This window comes from Paraflavitalea devenefica, from assembly GCF_011759375.1.
Lineage (GTDB): Bacteria > Bacteroidota > Bacteroidia > Chitinophagales > Chitinophagaceae > Paraflavitalea > Paraflavitalea devenefica.
The window spans coordinates 304761-330284 of record NZ_JAARML010000003.1; the positions used below are offsets into that span (position 1 = coordinate 304761).

Annotated in this window: 19 protein-coding genes; 9 read left to right on the top strand and 10 right to left on the bottom strand. The window is 48.4% G+C overall.

Features of this window, described 5'->3' with window-relative positions; translation table 11 throughout:
* Positions 1-18: 18 nt before the first annotated feature.
* The 4 genes from HB364_RS19645 to HB364_RS19660 are packed head-to-tail and all read left to right on the top strand — an operon-like array spanning position 19 to position 4745.
* Positions 19-1941: a hypothetical protein gene (locus HB364_RS19645; RefSeq protein WP_167290022.1), complete on the top strand. Its 1923-nt coding sequence runs from the start codon at positions 19-21 to the stop codon at positions 1939-1941.
* Positions 1938-3074, top strand: a complete 1137-nt coding sequence (locus tag HB364_RS19650) for an aminotransferase class I/II-fold pyridoxal phosphate-dependent enzyme (protein WP_167290024.1) — start codon at positions 1938-1940, stop codon at positions 3072-3074. Before HB364_RS19645 ends, HB364_RS19650 begins: the two co-directional genes overlap by 4 nt.
* Positions 3013-3912, top strand: a complete 900-nt coding sequence (locus tag HB364_RS19655) for a hypothetical protein (protein ID WP_167290026.1) — start codon at positions 3013-3015, stop codon at positions 3910-3912. Before HB364_RS19650 ends, HB364_RS19655 begins: the two co-directional genes overlap by 62 nt.
* A 2-nt stretch (positions 3913-3914) precedes the next feature.
* Entirely contained in the window at positions 3915-4745 is an 831-nt protein-coding gene (locus tag HB364_RS19660; RefSeq protein WP_167290028.1) for an amidohydrolase family protein, read from the top strand.
* A gap of 2 nt (positions 4746-4747) precedes the next feature.
* Here the strand turns inward: HB364_RS19660 and HB364_RS19665 are convergent, their stop codons facing one another.
* From HB364_RS19665 to HB364_RS19675, 3 genes are all read right to left on the bottom strand, one after another.
* Positions 4748-6121 carry a sigma-54-dependent transcriptional regulator gene (locus tag HB364_RS19665; RefSeq protein ID WP_167290453.1) on the bottom strand — a complete coding sequence of 458 codons (1374 nt, stop codon included), beginning with the start codon at positions 6119-6121 and terminating at the stop codon, positions 4748-4750.
* Positions 6122-6549: 428 nt separating this feature from the next.
* On the bottom strand, positions 6550-7248 hold the full coding sequence (locus HB364_RS19670; protein WP_167290029.1) for a LytR/AlgR family response regulator transcription factor: 699 nt from the start codon (positions 7246-7248) through the stop codon (positions 6550-6552).
* 20 nt (positions 7249-7268) lie between these two features.
* A complete protein-coding gene (locus tag HB364_RS19675) occupies positions 7269-8384 on the bottom strand; it encodes a sensor histidine kinase (RefSeq protein ID WP_167290031.1) in 1116 nt (371 codons plus the stop codon).
* 183 nt (positions 8385-8567) lie between these two features.
* On the opposite strand from HB364_RS19675, the gene HB364_RS19680 reads away from it, so the two are divergent.
* Positions 8568-8990 carry a small multi-drug export protein gene (locus HB364_RS19680; RefSeq protein ID WP_167290032.1) on the top strand — a complete coding sequence of 141 codons (423 nt, stop codon included), beginning with the start codon at positions 8568-8570 and terminating at the stop codon, positions 8988-8990.
* 64 nt (positions 8991-9054) lie between these two features.
* Here the strand turns inward: HB364_RS19680 and HB364_RS19685 are convergent, their stop codons facing one another.
* The 3 genes from HB364_RS19685 to HB364_RS19695 form a co-directional block, all read right to left on the bottom strand.
* Entirely contained in the window at positions 9055-11649 is a 2595-nt protein-coding gene (locus tag HB364_RS19685) for a T9SS type A sorting domain-containing protein (RefSeq protein WP_167290034.1), read from the bottom strand.
* A gap of 248 nt (positions 11650-11897) precedes the next feature.
* Entirely contained in the window at positions 11898-12395 is a 498-nt protein-coding gene (locus tag HB364_RS19690) for a DinB family protein (RefSeq protein WP_167290036.1), read from the bottom strand.
* A gap of 84 nt (positions 12396-12479) precedes the next feature.
* Complete coding sequence (locus tag HB364_RS19695) at positions 12480-13817, bottom strand: thioredoxin domain-containing protein (RefSeq protein WP_167290038.1); 1338 nt, start codon at positions 13815-13817, stop codon at positions 12480-12482.
* Between the two features lie 147 nt (positions 13818-13964).
* Between HB364_RS19695 and HB364_RS19700 the strand changes: the two genes are divergently transcribed.
* The 3 genes from HB364_RS19700 (at position 13965) to HB364_RS19710 (ending at position 19032) form a co-directional block, all read left to right on the top strand.
* Entirely contained in the window at positions 13965-14369 is a 405-nt protein-coding gene (locus HB364_RS19700; protein ID WP_167290040.1) for a BlaI/MecI/CopY family transcriptional regulator, read from the top strand.
* 18 nt (positions 14370-14387) lie between these two features.
* Positions 14388-16367 (top strand): M56 family metallopeptidase, encoded by a 1980-nt coding sequence (locus tag HB364_RS19705; protein ID WP_167290041.1) that lies wholly within the window; start codon positions 14388-14390, stop codon positions 16365-16367.
* 220 nt (positions 16368-16587) lie between these two features.
* On the top strand, positions 16588-19032 hold the full coding sequence (locus HB364_RS19710; RefSeq protein ID WP_167290043.1) for an outer membrane beta-barrel protein: 2445 nt from the start codon (positions 16588-16590) through the stop codon (positions 19030-19032).
* Between the two features lie 57 nt (positions 19033-19089).
* Here the strand turns inward: HB364_RS19710 and HB364_RS19715 are convergent, their stop codons facing one another.
* Positions 19090-20874, bottom strand: coding sequence for a DUF4214 domain-containing protein (locus HB364_RS19715; RefSeq protein WP_167290045.1), 1785 nt, complete (start codon positions 20872-20874; stop codon positions 19090-19092).
* A gap of 166 nt (positions 20875-21040) precedes the next feature.
* Between HB364_RS19715 and HB364_RS19720 the strand changes: the two genes are divergently transcribed.
* A complete protein-coding gene (locus tag HB364_RS19720) occupies positions 21041-21973 on the top strand; it encodes a D-2-hydroxyacid dehydrogenase (protein ID WP_167290047.1) in 933 nt (310 codons plus the stop codon).
* A 34-nt stretch (positions 21974-22007) separates the two neighbouring features.
* On the opposite strand, the gene HB364_RS19725 is transcribed toward HB364_RS19720, so the two are convergent.
* The 3 genes from HB364_RS19725 to HB364_RS19735 form a co-directional block, all read right to left on the bottom strand.
* On the bottom strand, positions 22008-22958 hold the full coding sequence (locus HB364_RS19725; protein WP_167290048.1) for a tetratricopeptide repeat protein: 951 nt from the start codon (positions 22956-22958) through the stop codon (positions 22008-22010).
* A 48-nt stretch (positions 22959-23006) separates the two neighbouring features.
* Entirely contained in the window at positions 23007-24947 is a 1941-nt protein-coding gene (locus tag HB364_RS19730; RefSeq protein WP_167290049.1) for a gamma-glutamyltransferase family protein, read from the bottom strand.
* A gap of 157 nt (positions 24948-25104) precedes the next feature.
* Positions 25105-25521, bottom strand: a complete 417-nt coding sequence (locus HB364_RS19735; RefSeq protein WP_167290050.1) for a hypothetical protein — start codon at positions 25519-25521, stop codon at positions 25105-25107.
* Between the last annotated feature and the right edge of the window lie 3 nt (positions 25522-25524).

A 25524-nucleotide genomic window follows, 5' to 3' on the forward strand; every position in this document is an offset into this window, starting at 1 on the left:
CAATAAAAATTATTAAACATGGCTACTGTAAACTTTGTGAATCCGATCTTTAACAAGTCGGGTAATCACTCCTTTGATTTCTCCAGGAAAGGGCCGGTTGTTGATGTAGGTAAAGTCCTTACCAGCCCCAAAGATAACCTCATCAAGGTGGGAGATGTCATTTACCTTACCGTTCGCTTCAGGGCCGATAACGTCAGCAAGTCAACCAACGGACAGCACTTTTCTTCCTTCTTTGTTTTTTATTCTCCTGCTGATGACAAGGAACTGAAAGTAAAATACATATTCGATGCAGCCAATCCCATCCTTATTCCTGCAGGCAGTGGAGAGGATATTCAATTGGAATGCCTGCTGGATCTGGCCGATCTCGCTTCGGGTGAAAAAATAATTCAGCTCATGGGCTATGATAAAGAGCCCGGTAAGCTGAGAGAAGTATTGCTGGCAGAATCAGATCCTTTTTATGTGCAGCAATCACTCGCCGACCTGATGCAACCCAACATCGCCAACCAGGGGATTGCCAATGATGAGGCCAACCTCTCCCGCGACCGCATCAACAATCCGGCTTACTTCCCGGTAGGATTGCAACCCGTAAATCCTTTATACACAAAGGATGTAAAACTATGGGAAGCCATCAGGGATGCCACAGAGGCCCTTTCCTTCAGGAACTACCTCGATTTCATGAATGTTATTTTCTGTGGCGAAGATATACCGCTGGATCATGAAAGCATATTCCAGAAAGAGCTGAAACGCCTGAAGAAACGCAGGAAACTGCCTTTCAATGACACCGATGCCTATCGCTCCATTAAAATAGCCACAGAAGCATTTGTAATGGTGAACCTGGCCAATAGTACCGGTGATCTGTCAGGCTATCTTCGTACTGTTTCTGACTCAACCGGGGAAGTATTGCAGATCATTCCTTACCTCGCTATCATTCGCAACAAGCTCAGTGATATCGACTTTAAGTCTACCAGCTTTGAAGATGCGCTCAATAACTTCATTGACGATGGCAATGATGCTGTTGCCGATACCTGCTATGGTATCATTTCCGAACGCATTCAGCAACCCATCTACCTGGAGCTCATCTGGAGTTATTGGCATGAAGAAAGCATGATGGTACAGGGCGTTAATACCATTGCCCGCCGCTTCCAGAATATCAAAGGCGAAGGAGCAGTAGATCCGCTGGCCAACCTCGAAGTAGGTCCGCTGCGCCCGTTAAGCAACCTCATGTGGGGATACATCCAGGACGAACAACACCGTCTCACTGTGCGTCGCCGGGCCTATGAATATGATCACCATTATGGCATTACCCTTCAGGGAAAAGCTGTTACCAACATGCGTACGGCCGATAGCCGCAGCAAATTCATTGAAGCATTTCACATGCTCATGAACCTTTGCATGAAATTCTATCGCCAGTATGATGATACCACCGTGGTGGCCGATGGATTCCCCATCATGAATGCCCTGAAGGAAGTGCACATGATCCTGAGTGAGGGGGCACATAACCAGTATGGCGACCTGCCTTCCACTGCCCGCATTGAAATGCTCATGCAGCAATACCTGCTGGCGCGCCCCGAGTTCAGGGAGTTCTTGCCTACCCGCCAGATGGTGCCCTATCCCGAAGCCTGGATGGACAGGGCCGCTGTATTGAACCAGTTACACAACTGGACAAAGACCAGTGTACTGCATTTCCGCGACCTGGGTGTGTTTGGAGAGCAGATCTTGTTATCAATCCGCTTTGGTGCGTGGAGTACCGTATTCAATCGCGACCAGGCAGCCAACTGGGCCATCTTCTGGCGGCCGCAGATCCAGAACTACATGCATGCTTACCGTGCTGTTACCGGGGTTGACCTTACCCGTGAAGACGGCGCGATGATAGATGCTCAGCAACCTTCTACTCATTTATTACGCAGGCTAAAAGAACAAAACAGTAAGATGAAGCTATGACCGATTTTACATCGTCGCTGTATCTCGGAATGAAACATAGCAGTAGTGAACTCAATGGTTGGCAACGATTGACGACCGGCGTACCTGCCGCGCTTTGGGAAGCAACCCTCCCTACACAGGTGGGTGATCGCGTGGCAGGTATGCAGGGATTGGAAAAAGGACTAACAGCGCCTTCCACCCTGCACCTCTATTGGGATCTCTTTGGGTTCCTGGTCAGGCAGCCGGTGATCCTCTTCATAGATCAGAAGATCTATCCTGTTTCGAGGTATGGCATAGAAAAGCTGTTGCTCCATAATAGGTCCGTACACACATTCAGGCATTTTGATGCCGCCCAGGTGGCAAGGCTCGTAAAAAAAGAGGTGACCGGATCAGCCATACCGGTAGTGGTCAGTGATGGCTGGTGCCCCGCCTGTGGCCGTGCTGCCCCGCTGCAGCAATATGCAGCTATTGTAAAACCGTTCAACGGCCTGGTCATCGTAGATGATACGCAGGCATTCGGGATACTGGGGGCTGCAAAACAAACCCGGCAGCCGTATGGCAAAGGTGGTGGCGGACTGCTGCCATGGTTATCCCTGCAGTCACCATCCATCATCACCATCGTATCGCTGGCCAAAGGATTGGGTGTACCCATGTCCGTCATAAGTGGTACAAAGGCATTCATCAATGCCTTTGCTGCGCATAGTCAAACGAGGGTCAACTCAAGTCCGGTAAGCCAGGCACACCTGCAGGCGGCGCTCAACGCTTTCCGCATCAACCGTTCGGAAGGCGATCAACGGCGGGCAGTCCTTTACCGCAACATTGGCTTATTAAAGGCTTTGTTGCAGGAAGCCGGCATCTTTCCGCAAGGTGGCATCTTTCCGGTGCAAACCATTCGTTGCCGCACCCGTCAGCAAATCATCCGCCTCTTTGAGGGATTAAAAAAGGAACATATCAGAACGGTTTTGGTCACACCACATGGAGAACAACAGCCGGCCCTTTCGCTCATACTCCGCAGCGATCATACCACCGGCGATATCCGTAGGCTGGCCGATGGTATCAGGAAACAGTATTCATTACTAAAACAACATCATTATGTCCACGATTTTACAGGAAATACTCACCGAGCAGGAAGTGCTGAAAATGCCGCCGGGTGATATAACAAAAGTACATAAGGGGAAATGCTCCTGCCTGCAATGTACCCATGGCGTAGCCGGCCCTTCGCACAAGAACTGGCGGCAGCGCAGAAATGCCCGGTACTATAAACCGGTAGATGACTGCAAAGTGGCTGAGCAGCAGGAAATGGAAGAACAGTTCCTTGGTTCTGTACTGGGTACTGCGGTGAAAATAGGTTCAGGTATTGCCAATGCCACCAGTAAGGTCCCGGGAGCTGTGGCCAAACTGTCATCAGTAGCCGGTAAGATACCGAAGTCACCCATCATCAGTATCGGTAACCGGCAGCGCGCCGACCTCTTACGTTATTGGGGCGAGAAACTGAAAAGAGCGAAAAGTGATGCCGTAAAAGCAAGGTATCAGCAATACATAAACACCATTAACAAAAGGCAACGTCCTTCCTGGCATCAATCGGAAAAAGACCTGCAGCTCTTCTTCCGGAAGCTGGGCATGCCGGGGCAAAGAACCTTCCTCGGTAATCAACCGGCCCAATGGACCAGACGGGCCGATGGAAGACCGGTACCACCACGTGGCAGCGTAATTCCCGACATCAATCCTGCAGATGCGATGATCGAAGTAAAGAATTACAACATCCAAAACCAGGATAAGCTCATCCGTAACCTGCAGCAACAGATCGGCCGCCGTATGCAACAGGGGCCGCGGGATGCTGCCAATAATCCGCTTGATCAGAAAGTCATTCTTGACATGCGTGGTCAGCAAGCCACCTTCGATCAGCTCAAACAACTGGCGCAGCGCGTGGCTTCGGGTACCGGCCTTGCTCCGGAGAATGTACAAGTGGTTACCTGGGAGATCATAATATAATCATGCTCATCATAGACGCACACTGCCACGCCGGAAAAGGAGACGGACTCACCGGGCCCTGGGATACCAGCGCACCGCTCAACAACTTTTTGCGCTGGTCGCAGGAAGCAGGTATACAAAGGACCAACCTCTTTGCCGCCTTTCATTCAGACTATGCAAAGGCCAATGCGGCAGTGTCGGCTATTGTGAATAAACAGCCCGACAGGTTTTATGGATTTGCTTTTGTGCATGCGGTGAACGACCAGGGCCGTGTCTTTGACCTGGTGAATAAGGCGGTAACACAATATGGCTTTTGTGGTATCAAAGTGCACCGGCATGATGCCCGCATCTCCCGGGAAATAGTTGAAGCGGCCAGGTACTTTTCCCTGCCGGTCCTTTATGATGTAGTAGGTGAAGTATCTATGATCGAGCTGCTGGCTACGGAATACCCGGATGTGAACTTCATCATTCCACACCTGTCCAGCTTTTCCGACGACTGGCGGGCGCAGATCGCGCTCATCCCTATGTTGGAAAGGCATCCCAACATCTATACCGATACCTCCGGTATCCGCCGTTTCGACCTGTTGGAAATGGCCTTCAAACGGGCAGGGGCAGGGAAGATCATCTTTGGCTCTGATGGCCCCTGGCTGCATCCTGCGGTGGAACTAAAAAAAGTCTTGGTGCTTACCCGCAATAAAACCGATCTGCAACGCATGCTGGCCGGCAATTTTCTGCGGCTTACGGAGAAAGTGCGCAATGGCGAATACAAAACAGCCGGCCGCCCCAAACCCTCCTTCTCCAAAACAACAGAACCCCTTACTTACGAATACCGCGATCCGTGGCTGATCAAATAACCCTAATTAACTTCATTTCTCTTTCTTATGTACTGTAATGTTCGTACTTCCACATTCAGCTTCCGTGCTGCCAGCTTCAGGTTACCGCCACTGTCTTCCAGGGCAATTTCCATGGCCAGCAGGGCAATATCATTCTTGATCTTCAGCAGGTCTTTACCACTTGCAATAGCCAGCCGGATAGATTGTTGCAGGGATTGACTTTGCTGGTTCCACGCCTGCTTCAGTTGATGGATCTCCGGCAGTTCATCTTCCGGTATATCGCCCATGCTGATAAAACCTTCTCCCGTATAGCGCATGGCAATCCTGGCCATCAGTTGTTTCAGTTCCCGTACATTGCCCGGGTAGTCGCGGCTCACCAGGTAATTCATCACCGTGTTATCTATTTCAGGCGCTGCAACCAGCTTCAGTTCCTGCCGCAGGAAATGCCGCGCCAGTTCGGGAATATCTTCCCGCCGTTCCTGCAGGGAGGGCAACGTCAATACGGCCGATGCGATCCTGAAATAAAGGTCCTCCCGGAAATTACCTTTGGCAATCTCCTCCTTCAGGTTCCTGTTGGTAGCACATACCAGCCGGAAATTCGTTTTATTCCAGCTATTGCTGCCCACCCGCTTATAAGTTCCTTCCTGTATCACCCTTAATAAGCCTGCCTGCAGCGTTAACGGCAGTTCGCCCAGTTCATCGAGGAACAGGGAACCTTTATCGGCAAGCGCGAAGGCCCCATCCCGGGAGTAGATCGCATTCGTGAAAGCGCCTTTCTCATGTCCATAAAACTCACTGCCCGATAATTCCGGTACAATCGTTGTACAGTCCAGCAACACCAGCTCTCCTTTCTCTTTGCGCTGGTCCAGGGCATGTATCAGGCCGGCAGTCATCTCCTTACCGGTCCCCGATGCGCCCATCAGCAGGATATGGTGGTTTGTAAACCAGGCTGCTTCAATCACCTTGCTTAGGAACTTCTTCCAGGTACTGCTTTCCCCGATCATCGTACGTTGCACTACCTCCGATTGGATCAGGTCGCCGATCAGCTTCCATCTTTTAATGCGCGACAGCAGCAGGCCGGTCACCGTTTCATCCTCCTTCCAGGTAAGTACATCGCTGGCTCCCGCCTGCATCAGTTGCCATTTTTGTATATCAGATGCCGTATGATGCACAGCAACAACAATCACCTTGCAGTCAGTTGAGCACAACTGTTGCAATTGGGTGGTTACTGTTTCAAAAGCAGTTTTATTGCCCCAGCAAATGATCATCACTTTGCAGTCGGAGCCGGGCTGCCGGCAGCAGTCAATACCTTTTTCCTGCAGGGCAAACAGGATGCTGTCTGCTTCCACGTGATCCCGTGAAGCGGTATGTATTACACAAGCCGATAGATTTCCCATGACGATGCCGTTGATGCGTCGTTAAAAACATAACATCAGGTAGAGGTAAATAACGGATCTGCTTTTCAGGTAAACGGCGGCAGGAAAAAAGATCAGGTAAATACTTTGCCAGGGATGGAATGGTTAATAAACCCTGAGGCAGGGAAAGGGTGAAAACCAGTCTGTGGCAGAACAGCGGCAGGAGAGCAATAAAAAAAGGATCACGTTCGGTCAGGAATATCAGTACACATACAAGTTGGTTGTTTTAAAGGTTGCTTCGTATAAAGATACTTGTTAAAGAAGGAGGCAGCAATACCACATTGTGGTAGTTTTAACAGGTCAATCCTGCCTTTGAAAATGAAGTAATGGTTAAGCAAAATAACATAAAGCACAGGCTGCTAACCTATTGGTCCGAAAAGCGGATTTTGAGGCCGGTTCACCCTAATGGGTTAAGGCTTTTTCCACTCAGCAATAAAAGAAGTATAACTGTCACTGATGGGAAGTTCTGTGGAGGAAACCAGCGTCACCTTGCGGTTCAGAATGGACTTCACTTTATCCACGGCTACAATATAACTGCGGTGAATACGCCTGAACCGTGCCGTAGGTAATTTTTCCAGTACGCCTTTCAGGGTCATCAGGGTAAGTACCGGCTTGTCATTAATGCGGTGTATCTTGATATAATCTTCCAGGCTTTCAATATATTCAATATCCTGCAGGCCGATCTTCATCATGCGGTATTCCGAGTAGATAAACAGGCTTTCCTCTGTCTCATACCGCGGTTTGTTTTTATAATCATAATATTCAATCGCCTTGTGCGCAGCCCGGGAAAAACGCTCCAGGCTAATGGGCTTCAGCAGGTAATCGATGGCATTCAGCTCAAAGCCTTCATGGGCAAACTTTTTATACGCAGTGGTGAAAATGATCATTGGTTTTTCGGGCAGGGAGCGTACCAGGTCCAGCCCCGTAATATCCGGCATATTGATATCTATAAACAGCAGGTCAACGGCGTGCTGCCGTAAATATTCGGCGCCACTGATCGCATCATCAAACGTGTGTACCAGTTGAAGAGCAGGGAACTTTGATACATATTCCCGGATCACTGCCAGGGCCGGCGGTTCATCGTCTATCGCAATACATCTTAGTGGCATACAGTACAGTTTTTGGCGGTTTACACGTTCAATGTCAATGTTACGGTGTAAAGATTATTATCGGTAGAAATGTTTAAGTCATGTTTATGCGGATACAAATGTTCCAGGCGCTGGCGGGTATTGGCAATGCCAACGCCTGTTCGTTCCGTTTGTTTGCGGGGAAACAAAGCATTGCTGCAACTGAATACCAGCTGGTTACTGGTAGCCTGCAGGTCAATAAGGATGGAAGAAGACTGGTGATTGCTGACCCCATACTTAAAGGCATTCTCTACAAACGTCATCAGGATCAGGGGGGCTATTGACAGTGGGGCCGGGTCGCCGGTGAGGTGGAAGGATACCGTTGTTTTCTTACCCAGCCTCAACTGTTGCAGATCAATATAATCCTGTATACAGTCAATCTCCTGTTGCAGGGGTACCGAATCTTGTTTCACCTCATCCGTTACATACCGTAATATATTGGACAGCTTCATAATGCTCACAGCGGTATGTTCACTGCGGGTAATGGCCAGTGAATAAATATTATTCAGGGTATTAAACAGGAAATGCGGGTTGATCTGGGCCTTCAGGAAAGCCAGTTCTGCCTGTGCCTTCTCCGCTTCGGCCTGCAGGGCGCGCTTTTCTGTCATACGCCATCGCCAGGTGGTTTGCAGGGCAATGCTCAACGACATCGTAAGAAAGAACAGGAAAATGCTCACAATATCAAAATGCTCGCCGCGTGGCTGCCGCCCGGGGCCTGGCCCTGGCTCCCCCGGCCCAAAATCACCTTGGGGCGGAGGGAAGTCCTCCTCCGGAGGAGGACGATGTTCTTCCATCATCCGGTCCATAGCGGGTGGGGAAAATTCGGTAAACAGGCGGTCAAAAGGGCGCAGTATATAAATACCTGCCAGCAGCAGCAGCATGATGCTGATATACAGCACCAGCTTTTTCTTCAGGTAAAGCCGGGGAAACAGGATATAGGTATGCAGGTAAAAAATAGCAATATAACTTCCAAACAGCAGCCAGTACCAGGGAGAGCTGATCGTATCCAAGGCACTGTTCCTGCCCGACTGTCCGGCTATAAAGAGCACAGGCAGGCTCAGGAAAATAAGCCAGCCGGTAATATGGGTCACAATGGCCGGGGTTTTAACACGATACATAGGCAAATAAACGATTTTAAAAATACGGATAAATCAGTGTACCGGTATTGGGGGTAAATGTATGGGTGAAACGGGCGCCTGACAGGCCGGTCCAAAAGCCAATAAAATCCCAAAGCTTGTTAACCGGTGGTTAACAGCAGAAAATTGGCTTATTTTCGCAGGTTTCAAACCCCTTATACCACCATGCTGTATAAAATACTTACTGTTGCTGGCCTTGCTACCTTCGAGATCTATGCGGCCATACCAGCCGGTTTTGCCTTCAACCTGTCTCCCTGGGTAATATTTTTTGCCAGCTTGATCGGTGGTTTGACAGGGGTATATGTGGCCGCTTTTTTGGGTGATAAGATCCGCGCTTTCTTTTCCCGGAATAAGCCGGTAAAGGAAGAAAAGCCTAAAACCGGCATCATCTACCGGATATGGGATAAATATGGTGTCATCGGCCTGGGCTTTCTCGGCACCATGACCGTAGGCGCTCCGGTGAGCATAGCGGTAGGAGTTGGGTTTAAAGTACCGCTGAACAGGTTACTTACCTGGTGTTGCTTGGGCGTACTTACCCGCTGCGCACTATTCACTACTATTGGTTATTTTGGACTGAAGCTATTTTAGCTATATAAAAAAAGAGTGGGCCGCCTTCATGTGAAGCGGCCCACTCTTTTTATTGATGGATGCATTATTGCTCTTTGATCACCTTGATCATGCGTTTTTCAGTAGTCGTTACCAGGGTCAGCACATAAGTACCTGCGCCCGGTCTTTGAACGCCCGGTATGTCAATAATGGTATTGCCTTTGGGCAGTACTACCTTTTGCTGCATCACCAGCCTGCCATTCATATCAGTTAAAGTGATCACACCTTCCTGTACCTGCGGGGAAGTGATGTCTGCCTGTAATTGACGGCGGAAAGGGTTCTGCAATACTTTCACCAGTAATTCAGGGTAAACATGTTCCAGCTTCACGATCGTGCTATAAGTATACCGGCCATTATGATCAATCATCTTCAACCGGTAATAAAATACCGTCTGACCTGTATTGCCCACATTGTCTGTATACCGGTAATTTTTATTGCCGGTGGTAGTGCCGGAGGCGGCTACCTGACCCACCGTAGTGAAGTTAATGCCATCTGCACTGCGTTGTATATCGAAGAAAGCAGTGCCTTCTTCGGCAGCCGTTGTCCATTGCAACAGGTTGCCTTTGCCCGATTGGGTGCCGCTGAATTGCAACAACCGTAAGGGGAGGGCAAAAGAACCGGTATGTACAAAGAAGCCGCTGAATCCGGTTACGGCAAAACTGATCTCCCACCGGTTACCACCGGAGTTCCATATAATAGAACCATCTGCAGGATTAATATACTCGGCGGAACCGGAATAAGAACCGGGTATACCGGTGCCGCTGGTGCCATGGAATTGGGTAATACGCAGGTTGGCAATGCCGGCTGCATCGCCGGAGCCTGTTGGCAGGTCGGGGTACACGCCATTGGCTGCATTATACGCATCAAATTCCGCCTGTGTATAATACAGGGTAATCGTGGCGGTGGCCGTAGCGGCATTGGTGGCAGGCTCTATATCATAGTGGCGTTCACAATAGGGCTGGCTATTGATAGTGGGTACTCCCGATTCATATTTGGCACATACATTAATGGTTCCCGAAACAGGCGACACACCGGTTGGTAATATATAGGCGATATCATTACACGAGGCATCAGAATAGCCGGTTCCCAAAGCGGATACTGTACCGCTGATACAAACCTGCGTTCCGCCTGCTGTGCCGGCCAGAGTATAAACTTCGCCGGGTGTCATTGGTGATACACAGCCATTGGCTACAAACCCACGGGCCGTTACATCGTTGCCGCCGGTAATATCGCCTGCGCCCAGTGTACGGGATACCTGTCCCGCACTTATGGCATAGTGCATAACAGCGCCGGAGCTGATAATATGGGTCAGTTGCTGGCCGTGGCCCAGTTCATGTAAGGCCACGGATTCAAAATCAACGGCTGAAGCAATCGGCAGGCCAGGCCCGAATTCCCAGGGTCTGGCGCCATCAAAAGTGACGTCTATTTCTGAGACCCACCAGATATCCTCTGCGCAACCAGTATACCTTGAAACACATACGCCCAATATGCCAGCCCCGAGTTCACTGCCTATATCAAACCTCACAATATTGATCCCGTCGCCGGCTGCTGCATTGGTAGCGGTAGTGGCGCCCACGCGCCAGTTCATCCCTGTATTACAGGTCCAGGTATTCATGGCGCGTACAAAAGCTGCATTGGCGCCGGTGCCGGCAAAGCCTGTTTCCATCTGGAAAGTATATCCCCCCAATGAATTTTCATTAGCGTGAGTTGGAATGCGGGAGGCGCTGTTATAGGAAATATTGCTATAAGCATAAGGGATGATCAGTGTGCCGGCGCTGGTATCCATGGCGGGATCGCTGTTGGTAACACGGATCTGTCCCGATCCGGCAGGCGTACCCGTGGTACTAACAGAGGGAACCATTACCTGGATCTCCGTATCGGTCCACGATACATAATCGGTTGCCAATGGCTGTACCCAGGAAGCGCCGCCATTATTACCATTGCGGAATTCTACAACACCCGTTCCCTGGGTGGCGCCAAACCCGGTACCGGTGATCGTCAATATGGCATCTGTGCCGGCTGGTATAGAAGCAGGAGAGAAACCAGTGATGGTAGGGGTGACCAACGTACCGAGTAACGTAGTTTCTTTATGGTTAAAAAGTTCGGCGCTCTCCCGCACCCTTGTTTCTGTTTTCGTTAATTGTTTGATAGCCGCTGCCGCATCATCAATGGTAGTATACCGGGTAAAAGGATCGGCGGCTCTTTGTTGCCGGGTATCATAAGCGATAAATCCCTGCATGCTGCTGTATACCATATAAGAGGTACCACGGCTGGTACTATTCTTTATTGTGGAGGGCATACAGAAAAATATACCTGCCTGTCCTGTAGACAGACTGAGGTAAGAAGAATAGACATCCATCCGGTAACCCAACCGGCCGCCGTGTGTAATGATCTCTATTTCCTCACCCACAAGAGTTCCTTTGAATGTGCGGTATACAACCACCCGGTTGGATGTATAAATATTGCCGGTGCCCGGCTCAGCAAAACTGGTTTGTGCTATCACTTTCCCTTCAGCAATAAGGGTGGAATGGTCTACCCGTTGTGTCAATGATACCGGGTACAATTCATTGGCCGATGCAAAAGGCTGAAACGCAAAAGAGAGAATAAACAGTAATGGTACACTGAGTAAATGGTTTTTCATAATCGAGGGTTAAAGATGCTGATAAGGGTAGAAACGTAAAAAAAGACTTTATAGTTTGCTCACCATAAAGATTCCCTTACACATTTTTATTATATATGTAATATAGACATATCCCGGCAATAACATACAACTATATACCATTACTTAAATAAAAAATGTGTGGGTTCAATACAATAAACTGTTTGTATTGAACCCACACAATAAGTATCATGGCATTACTTTCCGTCAGTATAAGTTATCCCCCCTGATTAAAAGTCCATCTCATCGGCACTGGGGCCATAGCTTCCGGGGATAGGCACATTCAGCAGACGCAGGTAGACACCCAGTTGGGCCCGGTGATGAACGATCTGGCAATACGACATACGGATCACTTCCGCTTTACTGTTCACGCTATAGACCTGGTTGCCGTTACGTAAAGTCCAGTCAGCTTCCAGGTCTTCTTCAGTGGCCTTTTCCAGGTGGCTACGGCCATCTGCCAGGCTTTGTTCAAAATAGGTCAGCAGGTCCTTTGTATTATTAATAGCGGGTACTGAATAAGGGTTTTGGGCAAAATCCAGTTCACTGGTGGTCAGCGTCATGCTTACCCAGGAGGGCAACTCCGCAATATGGGTGGCCAGCCGGCGGATGCTCATGCTTTTCTCATGGGGCTGCCAGTCATACCGGTCATCCGGCACGCGCGCCAGCATCTTACGGGTGGTTTCGGCTTCCTGGTTCATTTCCTTCAGTAGTGTTTGAATAGGTGACATAGTTTGTTGTTTTAATACTACAAAGGAAATACCGGGTAGTGACAGCCCTATGTCAGGAGGATGGCAGGAGTTGTAAATATATTTTTATAGCTTTCCGGCTTTCAGCTTCTTCAGGGTTTCCTGGTATTTACGGGCATCCAGTCCCCGTTCTTCCCGGAGGGCAATGGCTTTTTCTTCCAGTTCGATGGCCCTGGTGGTATTACCTTCCACTTTGTACAATAACCTGGCCCAAAGATCCATTGTGTCAGGATTATCGAAAAAGCTATTGGCATGTGCGACCCAGTCAAGGGCTTTGCGCAGGTAGCGGGTATCATTCGTCATCTCATATACAGTCCGGACGCCATTGGTCAGGACATTGCAGATCTCCTGTGCTTCCCCGCTTACGCTGACTGTTTTCCGGACAGTAAAACGCTGACCGGTCTTAATGGTGTCGCCCGGTATCGTCTTTAAGAGGGCGAGTCGTTTCAGTGAATCCTTTTCTTTTACTTCCGACGGATTACGTGTCATGTAATATTGATCATAGTAAGTAGCGGCAAGCACCACGAACTTTTTTGTATTAGCCGTGCGGCGGTAATATTCCATCCTGTTGTAAGTATAGGCCTGTTCACCGGCTTCGCGGTCGTCGTGAATGGCTTTGGAAAAATCAGCTACCTGTTCGGCAAGTTGATCATTCCGCTGGCCGACGGCCAGCGTGAGGGTCTTGGCAATGACCTGCCGGTTGATCTCCTGTCTTTCGGACAGGGGCAAGGCATACCACGCGGCTGTGAAAAGCTCCTGGTTATGGCGCAGGGCTTTGTCGGCGCCGGATCCCAATATAGGGCAGGCGCGGGCTATCCCTTGCAATACAGTAGCAGATCGCAAAGAATCCTTTGACAACCTGGATACATACAATGCCAGTAACCTATCAGTAGGCATCCTTAATGCTCTTCGGGCGCTGATCAGTGCATACAACTCATCATTGCTCAACTTGCCTTCGAGGCCGGTTTTTTCCAGCGCCCGCATCTTTTCCCCTTCCGGCTTTTTCAGGAGCGCCGTTTTTCCTTCTGCTATATAATCCTGGTAGCGGGTAGTGCTCCTGCTCATACGGTGTATCAGCGTACCCTGTTCATCCAGGAACAATACAATATTACCTTCCTGGTAATTATACGATCTTTTCACTTCATCGCGGTCTGCATGGTCCACGCCGATGCGTAATACCACAAAACTGTCCGCCAGGTATTGTTGTAATGCAGGAGCCTCCAATGCTTTTTCCGCAGCCATATTACAGTCAGCACAGGTCGCTGATTCTACCAGCAGGGCAATCATCTTATTATAGGAAGCAGCGGTTTGCCTGGCTTCTTCCAGGGAAGTACCGGCAGGAAGGATTTGTGTAAAAACGTGCAGGGGAGCAGCCAGTACCAATACCAGCAAAATTCTTTTCATATATGAATCGTGTTTCGGGTATTGGCAATATAAACAATTCCTCCCGCCCGGTTATATTTTTCCGGTAGCTACCACCGGCCCGGATAAATTTTATAAAAAATATGAGGTATTCCTTGTTTCGTACGAAAAGTTTCCTACCTTTAATTCATGAAAGCCACCAACCCTTCCCATAAGCAGGCAGAGCCTACCAAATCAGAACTTGAAATACTACAGGTATTGTGGCAGCATGGCCCCTCAACGGTACGTTTTGTCAATGACCAGCTCAATGAACAAAAGCGGGCGGTGCAATATACCTCTACCTTAAAGCTCATGCAGATCATGGTAGAAAAGGAAATGCTCAACCGCGATGAAAGCAGCATGAAACACGTATACAGTGCTGCGCTGGAAGAACAGAAGACCAAGAGTTTCCTGCTCGACCGTTTTGTAGAATCTATGTACAATGGTTCTGCCACCAGCCTCATGATGCAATTGCTGGGTAATAAAAAGACTTCCAAAAAAGAACTGCAGGCTATCAAAGACCTGTTGAATAAAATGGAGAACGATAAGAAATAACTTACTAAACTTATTTATATGCAACTACTATTCATGAAGCAGTGGCTGTCCGACAGCGTTACCCGCGCTATTTGCTGGACCCTCATCCATTCTTTATGGCAGGGACTCATACTGGCGGCAGTGGCAGGCATACTGGTATTGTTTACCAGGAAGTCTGTAGCCGCCTTCCGGTACAACCTGCTGTCAATGCTTTTCTTTGTGTTCATGGGCATAGTAGCTTTTACCTTTGTTTATGAGCTCAACAGGCCCGGTCCCGGTACTACCATCGCCCAGCTTACGCCTGTAGTGAATACTGAGCCGGTAATAGGTCAGCTTTCCCTGCCCGGTGACCGGGCTGTGGAAACGGCACAGGAACAAGACTACATCGCCCGCTTTACCGGCTACTTCAATCAGCATGCTTCTTTATTCGTGGCCATCTGGTTCTTCATCTTCCTGGCCAAATCCGTAAAGCTCATGAGCGGCCTGGTTTACATTCAGCGTATCAAACACCATAAAACACATAGACCGGCTGCTGCCTGGATAAGCCGCGTGGAAGAACTGGCGCAGCAACTGGGCATAAAAGTACCCGTGCGGTTATTGGAATCAGAACTCGTGAAAGTACCGCTGGTAGCAGGTTTTCTGAAACCAGTCATACTCGTGCCCCTGGGCCTCATGGCCAACCTGCCCACCAGCCAGGTAGAAGCCATCCTGTTGCATGAACTGGCGCATATCCGCCGCAGGGATTTTATGGTGAACCTCGCGCAAAGCTTTGCTGAAACGCTGTTCTTCTTCAACCCGGCCGTACTGTGGTTATCCTCCTTATTGCGTGAAGAGCGGGAGCATTGTTGTGACGACATGGCCATAGCAGCCACCCGGAGTAAAACAGCTTACATACAGGCCCTGGTATCTTTTCAGGAATACCAGTTGGGCGATACGCCTGCCTATACCATGGCTTTCCCCGGCAAAAAGGATCACCTGCTCAACAGGGTGAAGCGCATCATTAACAACAGTAACAAAACATTGGACCGGGCAGAGAAATCCTTTCTCGTACTTTGTTTCAGCCTTATCTGCATACTCTCCATGGTATTTGCACAACCTGCGCCCAAAGCAGATCCGGTAAAGAAAGTAACAGCGCAAAAGCAGGAATTCCGGTTACCTGCAAATGATACACTGGCGAAAGGATGGGATAGTACCATAGCCGGGACCCGGGATAACAGTATTGATAGCACCATAAGCGAAAGCCGGGATCAGTCCATGCACACGATCGTCCTGGGAGAGGTGCCTGCAGACTCTATTGATGAGTATTTAGGAGATTCCGGATATAAGGAACCCTATGTGTCAACTTACAAGCCTTATAAACCCAATACTCCTGTAATAGCTCCTTATAAAGATACCATGCCGGTATTGCGCAAAGGCAATTCCATATTGACAGGCACCATTACGCATAATAAAGATGGAAAACAATACAAGATCACTATCGAGAATAACCTGGCTACCGGTTTACAAATCGATGGGGTAAAAGTGCCCGACGAAAAACTGGTAGAATACCGGGACCTTATTAATAGCATCTTCCGGGAAATGCAGGCCGACGCTGATCAGTCGTACAACACACGTATAAAGGAAGCGGATGCTAATGCCACCAGTCTTGTCAGTGAAAGTATAGTACTGCAAAAACAGCAGATCCAGCTTCAACAGCCCCTTTCTCCTACTCGCCATAAACTGTTTCGTGCAGATTCACTACGTACCCGCGGTAAATTGGAGTTGAGAAACGGACCGGCGTTAAAAACGGAGAATAAGATTATGGACAACCTGGTTGAGGACCTGCTGAAGAATGGCCTCATAACACAGAAAGAACAACTGACGTTCAGGCTCAGCAAAGATGAATTTACTGTCAATGGCAAGGAGCCTTCAGCCGAACAAAAACGCTGGTTCCGGGAAAAATATGTAAAGCATCCTTCGAACAATTACACTTATTCAAGACAAGGTAGTACAGTCAGTACAGTCGTCTATGTAGATTAACCGGAATTGTGACAAGCGGAAAGAGAGAGTTACCAGGATAAATTACTTTGCAGCCGGTACATCCCCACCTGGTTATAGCACCCGTATATTGGAACGTCGCCCCCGGGGAAAATAAAACAGGGGGATGGACCGGTTGCCTTCATTGCTTTTTCACCACCCTCGTATAGAATAGTTACCATAAGGCAGGCAATACAGCCTGCCCGGTATAAAACGTGCATACATGAAAAAATGTTATGGCCTCATGCTGGCATGCAGCATGCTATGGTTACCCTATTGTCTGCTGGCACAAACCAGCCCTTCCCTCAGCGGCACCGTACAGGATAAAAGCAAAAAGCCGGTGACCGCTGCCACCGTTAACCTGCTAAAAGCTGTTGATACAACCCTGGTAAAAGTGGTACTTACTGCTGATGATGGGTCCTTTAGATTTGATAACTCTAAAGCTGGTACCTACCGTATTTCCATTACGGCCATTGGTTTTGCTCCTTATATCAGTGAGGTCATCACCGTTGCTGAAGGTAAGCTGCAGCATTTACTCACGGTCGAGTTGTTGGCGGCTGATGCCGGTCAGCTCAATGCGGTGACCGTTACTGGTCGCAAGCCTTTTGTGGAACGAAAGATAGACAGGACGGTCATCAATGTAGATGCCCTCATTTCCAATGCAGGCACCAATGCGTTGGAAGTGTTGGACAAAGCGCCGGGCTTGTTGGTAGACCAGGATGGGAATGTAAGTATGAATGGCAAATCGGGTGTAGTCATATTCATTGATGACAAACCTACTTACCTCAACGGCGCCGACCTGGCTTCTTACCTGAGGTCCCTGCCCTCCGGTACACTGGAATCCATTGAGATCATGACCAACCCGCCTGCCAAATACGATGCGGCCGGCAATGCCGGCGTGATTAACATCAAGACAAAGAAGCTGAAACAAAAAGGGTTCAATGGGAATTTGTCTCCCGGCTATATGCAGGGTGTTTATCCCAAAAGCTTCAATAGCCTTAACCTTAACTTCCGCAACAATGCATTTAACTATTTTGCCAACGCGGGATACAATTACAGCGAAAACTTCAGCGACCTGCTCATTCAGCGGCACTATGTAAACGATGACGGAAGCCCGCATTCCCTGTTCTCCCAGAATTCCTGGATCAAAAGAAAAAACCGGTCCGGATCACTGAGGCTGGGGGTTGATTACACCATAGATAAGTTCAATGCCATCGGCCTGGTATTGAATGGTAATACCAATAAGGGACGCAGCATAATAAACAATAAGAGTTATTTATACAATGCAGCAGGCGCACTGGATTCTTTGATCACGGCAGATAACATGGATGAGCGCAACTCCAGCCGTGGCAGTGCAGGGCTCTACTACCGGCGTAAATACAAGCAAACCGGCAGGGAGCTGGGAATTGACCTGGATTATGTGTACAATGAGTCCGGTGCTGCCCAGTTGTACAAAAATGCCAGCTACCGGGCTGATAATACCCTCAAGGGAAAAGATGACCTTACCGGCAGATTGCCTTCTTATATTAATATCTATTCTTTCAAAGCCGATTATGCGCATCCGCTTGCCAATGGCATTAAAACGGAAGCGGGTATAAAAGGCAGTTTGATTGAAACCAATAACCTGGCGGAATATTATGTGACCATAGAAAATGTGACCAATCCCGATTATGACAAGACCAATCACTTTACATACCGGGAGAACATCAATGCGGCCTATCTCAACTTCAGCAAAGAATGGAAACGCTTCAGTATGCAGGTGGGCTTGCGTGGCGAAAATACCATCATGCGTGGGCACCAGTTGGGTAATGCTGTAAAACCGGATTCAGCTTTTAAGCGGGATTACATCAACCTGTTCCCGACCCTATACCTGTCTTATAAACTGGATTCGGCGTCCAACAATCAGCTTGTCTTTTCTTACGGCAAGCGGATACAGCGTCCCAATTTTGGCAACCTGAACCCGTTTGTTTCACCGTTGGATAAGTTTACCTACTATGTAGGCAATCCTTTCCTGCAGCCTACCATTGCTCATAAAGTGGAGTTGTCGCATATTTACAAAAACAAGATCACTACCACCCTGAACTATGAATACTATGATGGAGACATCAACGAAACCATAGAATTACAGGGTTATCAGTATTACAGCCGGCCGGCCAATGTGGGCAAAAGCCAGTTCCTCACGCTCTCTGTGAATGCCAGTATGGAGCCGGCTCCCTGGGTTACTATCAACTGGTATGGTTTGGCTCAGTATGCCCGTTTTAAAGCGAAACTATATACTACCAACCTCGATACCAGTGGTATGAACTATATCACCAACTTCAACAGCCAGTTCAGGCTGGGCAAAGGATGGTCGGCAGAATTGCTGGGACTGTACCGGGCCGATTTACTCACCACCCAGTTTGTACTGGGCGATTTCTGGACCCTGAGTGGCGGCATTCAGAAAAAGATATTGAACGGTAAAGGATCCATAAAACTAACCATACAGGATATGTTCTATACCCGCCTCAACTATGGTATCATCAACAACCTGCAAAATGCCAAAGGCAATTATCGCAACCAGGGCGATACCCGTGTATTGGGCATTAACTTCACTTATAACTTCGGCAAAACCTTTGAAACCCGCAGGCGCAGCAATAGCAGTGCGGAGCAGGAAACGCAAAGGATATAATCTGTCAGTGGTTAAAGGTGAGTCACCTTCCAGGGGCGGCTCACCCTGATCTAATTACTAAAACTGGTATGGTGGGTTATTCCTTACATAACCTTCCTGTACTCCACGCTCCCAGAATTCTTTGCTGTAAAATAATGTCTTTATAAAGCCCCGTTGGGTCATGCCATCCTGCATCAGACCTACTGCCCAGTTTTCAGAAACGGGGTCTACATTCCCATTTCTTCTCAGCAGGAAATTATACTGGGCGCGCACAAAAATGTGCAGGTATTCCTCGTTATGGATCATCTCTTCGATCATCGTCATCCGCGTTGTTCCGGTAGTTAACCGTTGTGTCCAATAAGTAACATCTGCTGATGCCGGCGCCCGGTCAAACAACTTCTGGAAAGCCCGGTCTATAAATCCGCTGTTCGTTGATCCTGATAATGTCCAGAACTCTGTATCGCTACAGAAAGTGGCAATTACATTCTCCCTCGACATATCGGTCATCAGCCTGTTGGTCCAGTAGGTTTTACCTGTAGGGTCGGCCACCCTGTCCAATAATAACTGGTATTGTTCTTCCACAAAAGCACCGTAAAACTCTACTCCCAAAAATTCATTCACAATGGCTGGCACATCCCGGGAGGAGGCTAACCTGTTGGTCCAATAAGTAAGACCGCCGGGATCAGGGGCACGGTGGTTGGCGAAAGTGTACAAAGAATAAATAAAGTCCTCAAACCCGTGTTTGGTTTCTTCAATCTTGAATTTGTACATCTTATACCCCTCTTTATAGGTGAAATTGGTATATACATAAGGGACAGTCCAGTCTATTAGACCAAAGATATCTTCAATATTGGGTTCATCCGGATCAAAATGCTGATCCTCGTCAAAAAGCTCATATATAAAAAACGCTTTAACATTGCTACGTTGATCCAGGTGCGAGATCAGGTCTTCAATTCTTTTACGGTGTAAAGTGGGTGTCACCAAAATAGTAGAATCCTGTACATTGACCTCAGTAAACCATACTTCCTTCGAGGCAAACGTAGTTTGCAGGGTATTTAAAATATTCAGATAATCCGGGATTCCGCTATACCAGTGATAGCCAAGAATGTCATAATCAATACCGGCGCTATCCAACAGTAAAAAATAGCCATAATGGTACCAGCCTCCATTCGTGACAATTGTTTTGGCCGTAGGATCTTCTTCTTTAACGCCTGTGATCATCCCTCTTAAAAAACTTAACCAGATAGGAACGCGGTCGGTCCTGCTGTAATCCGATATCAGCGTGCCCGCCGGCGTGCTGACAGTAGGTAAAAGTTTGCTGTCCTCTTCATTGCCTAATTGATAATAGTTGAAATATTGCTTATACCGGGAGGCAAATCCTTTACCCAACAGATAGCCCTTTGTTTCCGCTTCAGAAACGGTATAACTATACAAGGTTGCGGTATCCGGGGGAAAGATAATCGGTATGAGTTGTATATTCTTAGCGGCGGTTTGTGTAATGATAGCATTGAAATAGGAAAGATTATTGACTTCTCCATCTGCATTATGTGATATATCTATCCTGTAATAAGATGCATTGAGCTCTTTGATCAGGTCTGCCTGGAGCGCATGGTTATTGAGGTAGGGTTCCTGCGTCAGTGGGTGGCCGCTGACACCCCATTTAAAATTACTGTCCACCCTGATGGGCAAATTGTATTCTTCAGTAAGATATTCCGGCATATCCAGGGTACTGAAGCTGCTGTTAAACTGCTTCTCCCCGAGGGATGTTTCCGGCAACTGGGTGTTGAAACTTTTCCGGCAACCTAAAAGGAGGGTGGCGCCAATGGCAAAGGTAAATAGGGTACGATGGAATAACGGAGACATATTTGATAAGATTTAATGACAGTGACGTATAGTTGTATAAATATAAACCGGCAGACCGGTATTTTACGTAACCACAACATATTTTAACTGTTATTATTAGATGAACTATATTCGGTACTGGCATATTAATTGAGACAGGGGGAAGGACATTAAAACCGATGCAACAATGATAGCTTTTATATACAAGCAACTCAGTGATCAGGCCAATCAGTACCTCACAGCCAATCTTCCGGAAGGCATACAGGCTGTTTTCCGTACATCCCTGAAGCCTGATGAATGCTACCCCGCATTTATGCAGGCCGATTTCATACTGGGTAATCCACCGCGCGGCTGGTTCAACACATTACCGCCGCAGCTTAAGTGCTGGCACTTGGCTTCTGCCGGCTTCAGTGAATATGAAGGCATGGTGGCACCGGTGCCGGTAGTCAATATGGGCGATTTCTTTGCCCGTCCCTGTGCGGAGACCATCGTAGGCGGCGTACTGGCTTTTTGCCGGGGCATTCATACGCTTACGAAATTGCAATCAGCAAAAGACTGGCAGGGAGAGAAAGTAAGGACCAGCCTCCGGCTGCTGGGCGATCAACAGGCCATTGTGCTGGGCGCCGGTGCTATCGGTCTGCATGTAAAGGAAATGTTGCAGGGTTTTGGTTGCACCGTGCGCATGACGGCCCGCACCAACCCGGCCGCCGATATACACTCCCTTGAAGAACTGATGGCGGCCCTTCCGCAAACCACGCTGCTCATCAATACCCTGCCAGGCAGTGCTGGGAAATATGTGTCGGCAGATATGTTGAATGCCTTGCCGCCGCAGGCCATCTATGCCAGCGTAGGCAGGGGTGAAACAACGGACGAAGAAGCGCTCATAACAGCCCTTAATAATGGCAAACTGGCCGGCGCTGTATTGGATGTTACAGAAGAAGAACCGCTGCCTGTCAATAGCCCTTTGTGGGATATGGACAATGTAATATTGACCCAGCATACCGGTGGCGGCAAAGCCGATGAACTTACCGGCATAGCCCGGCAGTTCATCAGCAACCTTCATCACTTCCTCAAAAAAGAACCCCTCGAAAACCCGGTGGAGCTTTCAAGGGGTTATTAATAGCATCAGTAATTAGTCAGCAACTACTACCCGGTCACCGCTTTAGGGTTTGCTGCAGCTCTTTATTGTTTTCTATACCAATATACGTCCAGGGATACACTGTCATTTTGCCGATGATCTTCTGCGCTGTGGTACGTGCCAGTTCCTGTTCACCGGTCATATAGAACAAGAAAGAAAAATAATTATATACATAAGGGATCAGTAGTTTGCCATCTTCCTCTTCCCGGTAACCGGCATATAAATTCCTGATGGTTTCCTTTACTGCCGGGTCTTTAAAGAAATTGGCTTTCTTCTGTTTTTCATCATTTATATCATAATACAGCCATTCTTCCGTCAGCGAAAAAAGTGGAAGTGTCACCAGCAGGCTGCTGCCTGTTTCAGCATACATTGTGCTGGCAAATGTTTGCATCTCTTCCAGGCTGCCCCGCCATTTGGGGTTCAGGAAATTGATCATCATTAAATGGGCGATCAGGTGGTTGGGCACCAGTTGCTTTGCTGCTTCAAAATAACTGGCAGCAGTAGCGTGTTCGGCCTGCAGTCCCATACATACCCTGATCATCCGGGCGTATATCTCCGCGTCATCAGGATTCAATTCATCGGCCCTTTGTAAATAATCAAATGCTTCTTCCAGCAGATCGAAGAATTGTTGTGCCCTTTCTTCCGATACGGCCGATCCCAGGGCGCCGGTTCTCGCTATCCAGGCCAGGCAGGTTTTGGATACACCGGCAAAAAGGTGGGCTATATACGAATCAGGGCGTTGCTCCACCCATTGTTCTATCAGCCCGGCATTGGCAGCATCCAGGCCAATGCCTTCATTCAACAGGCTTTTGGCATCCCAGGTCAGGCCTTCGTATGCTGTCTCAAAGGCTGCATAATTACCCTGTGTCAGCAGGGTTTTGAATTCAGGCAGGCGGCTATATCCCAGCGAAAGGTCAATATCCGATGCTTCTTTACCCCTGAGGGCTTTAAATAACTTCTTCAGCATAACGGCAGGTGTTTTGGTTGTATAACGAATATAACTATTCCTTTAATTTCACCATCCAATCCCGTAGTCTTCTCCGTGATTGCTGCTGCCGCCCCAGAAGCTGCCATGCTTCCAGTCGAAAAAGATCAGGTTAATGGGGCCACTGGTACGGTCATCAAACGTAAGGGTATAACCCATCTGCTTCAATGCCGTACGTACGGCTTCGGGTGTTTTGTCGTGCAATAAGAGGTGGCCTGGTTTTGGCTGGCGGTCTGCTATTTTCGTGCCGCCCAGCGATAACCAGAGTTGGTTGCTGTTGATATTGGCGGCTTCTGCTGCTTCCTGTGCGGTCATACCAAACTCTACCATATTCAGGAAACATTGCAGCAGGTTTTGGTCCTGTGTATCGCCGCCCTGTACGGCAAAGGATAAAAAGGGTTTACCATCTTTCAATGCGAGTGAGGGCGTCAGGGTTACCCGTGGCCGTTGGCCGGGATGTACTACATTAAAAGGGTTGAGGGTAGAGTCGAGTACAAAACTTTGCATGCGCTGGCTCATACCTACGCCTGTGTGCCCGGCAATACAAGCCGGCAGCCAGCCGCCACTGGGTGTAATGGATACGACCCAGCCCTGTTCATCGGCCGCTTCTACGGAAGTGGTGCCGCGCCATAAACGGTCCTGGTAGGCAGAGTCGTCAGCCGCTTCCTGGCGGGCAGCCATGTCATCCGGAGAAAGGGTAGAGGGCCAGGTACTGCCTGTCCGTACATCATGCGCCGGTACAAAATGGCGGCGGCCTCCGCTGGTATCCATAATAAAGCCCCTTTGTTGCAGCAACCCAACGTAAGGATTCGTTTTCCCTTCATAAGGATAGGGATCGCCGGGGCCGATCTGTGCATTGTTCTTACCGGGGTTGATCAGTTTGGCGCGTTCCTGTGCGTAGGCTTTACTAAGCAATCCTTTGATCGGTTCTTCCGGCGCTTTATAGGGATCGCCATAATAAAAATCACGGTCGGCAAAAGCGAGGCTCAATGCCTGGTACAGGGTATTAATATATTGGGCACTGTTGTAGCCCATCTTCTTCAGGTCAAACTGCTCCAGTATATTCAGGCTTTGCAATAACAGGGGGCCTTGCGTCCATTGCTGCAGTTTATATACGTCTATGCCCTTATAATTTGTTTGTAGTGGTTCTTCCCACAGCGGTTTCCATTTGGCCAGGTCTTCCAGGGTGATCAGTCCGCCCTGCTCCTTACTGCCGCGTACAAACTCTTTGGCAATATCGCCTTTATAAAAACGGTCATAAGCTGCCATGATCGCTTCCTTCCGGCTCTTCTTTTGTTGCAAGGCAGCCTGCTCGGCATCCACCATCTTTTGCAGGGTGGCCAATAGATCGCGTTGTACAAAGATCTCTCCTGCTTCGGGCGCTTCTCTTTTCTCTCCCGGGTGGGTGAGGAAAACCGCTTTACTATACGGCCATTCTTTAATGCGTGCTTTACCGCGTTCCATGCTGTTGGCCGTTTGCGCTTCTATAGGGTAGCCGGCTGCCAATTGCATGGCTGGCGCCAGCACTTCTTTCAGGCTCATCGTTCCGTATTCGGCCAGCATATAGCAAAGACCACCCGGTGTACCGGGCGTGGTAGCTGCCAGCGGACCATATTCGGGCGGGAAATCATAGCCCTTGCCTTTAAAAAAGGCGGCGGTGGCGCCGGTGGGCGCTATGCCCAGCGCATTCAGGCCAATCACTTTTTTTGTTTTGGGGTTATAGATCAGCGCCTGTGTTTCGCCACCCCAGCTCAATACATCCCACATCGTACAGGTGGCGGCCAGCATGGCGCAGGCAGCATCTACAGCATTGCCTCCGCGCTGGAAGATAATGCTGCCGGCGGTGGCAGCCAATGGCTTACCGGTAATGGCCATCCAGTGTTTGCCATGCAGTGGCGGCTTTTGGGTGGGCTGCGTAAAGGCCGCAGCAGAAGCGATAACAATAAGCAGGAAGATGCACAGGGACCTCATGTGAATAATTTTGGTCCTTAAAGATAAGCATTGCGGGCTGCAGTGTCATGGCAATCATTACTCATTCTTTGATAAGTCTCGTATTATTTCGCCGCATGAGAAACCTCGGCAACCTCGGCGCGACAAAATAGATCAATCCACACCGCAAAGGCAGAATTTAATATTCGTATAAGAAAATGCTTCCTATTAGCAAAGGATACTTGTGATTAAGTATTTTTTTCAAATCAAAAGCAGACCTAAAATCAATGCAAGTATCTTTCATTTGTTCAAAATGCCAAGCCTTAAAATCCCTATTTTGATTCAAAGTGGAATCCGACGAAGATTGATTAAAAATTTGAATGACGTTAAATGTATCTTTTGTACTCTTAATGAGATAATATGCCGCTAAATATTTTTTCTTTGAATTCCGATCGTTGGCCATTTTAAAATCTAATATGGCCACATTATCCAATGAAGGAATGTTTTTCTTAAGCATTCCCAACTCACAACTATTGAATTTAAAGTAATTCTTAGATTGTGCATTTGCTTTTTGCGTCAAAAAAAGCATACTAATTATAACAATTTTATTTATCATAAT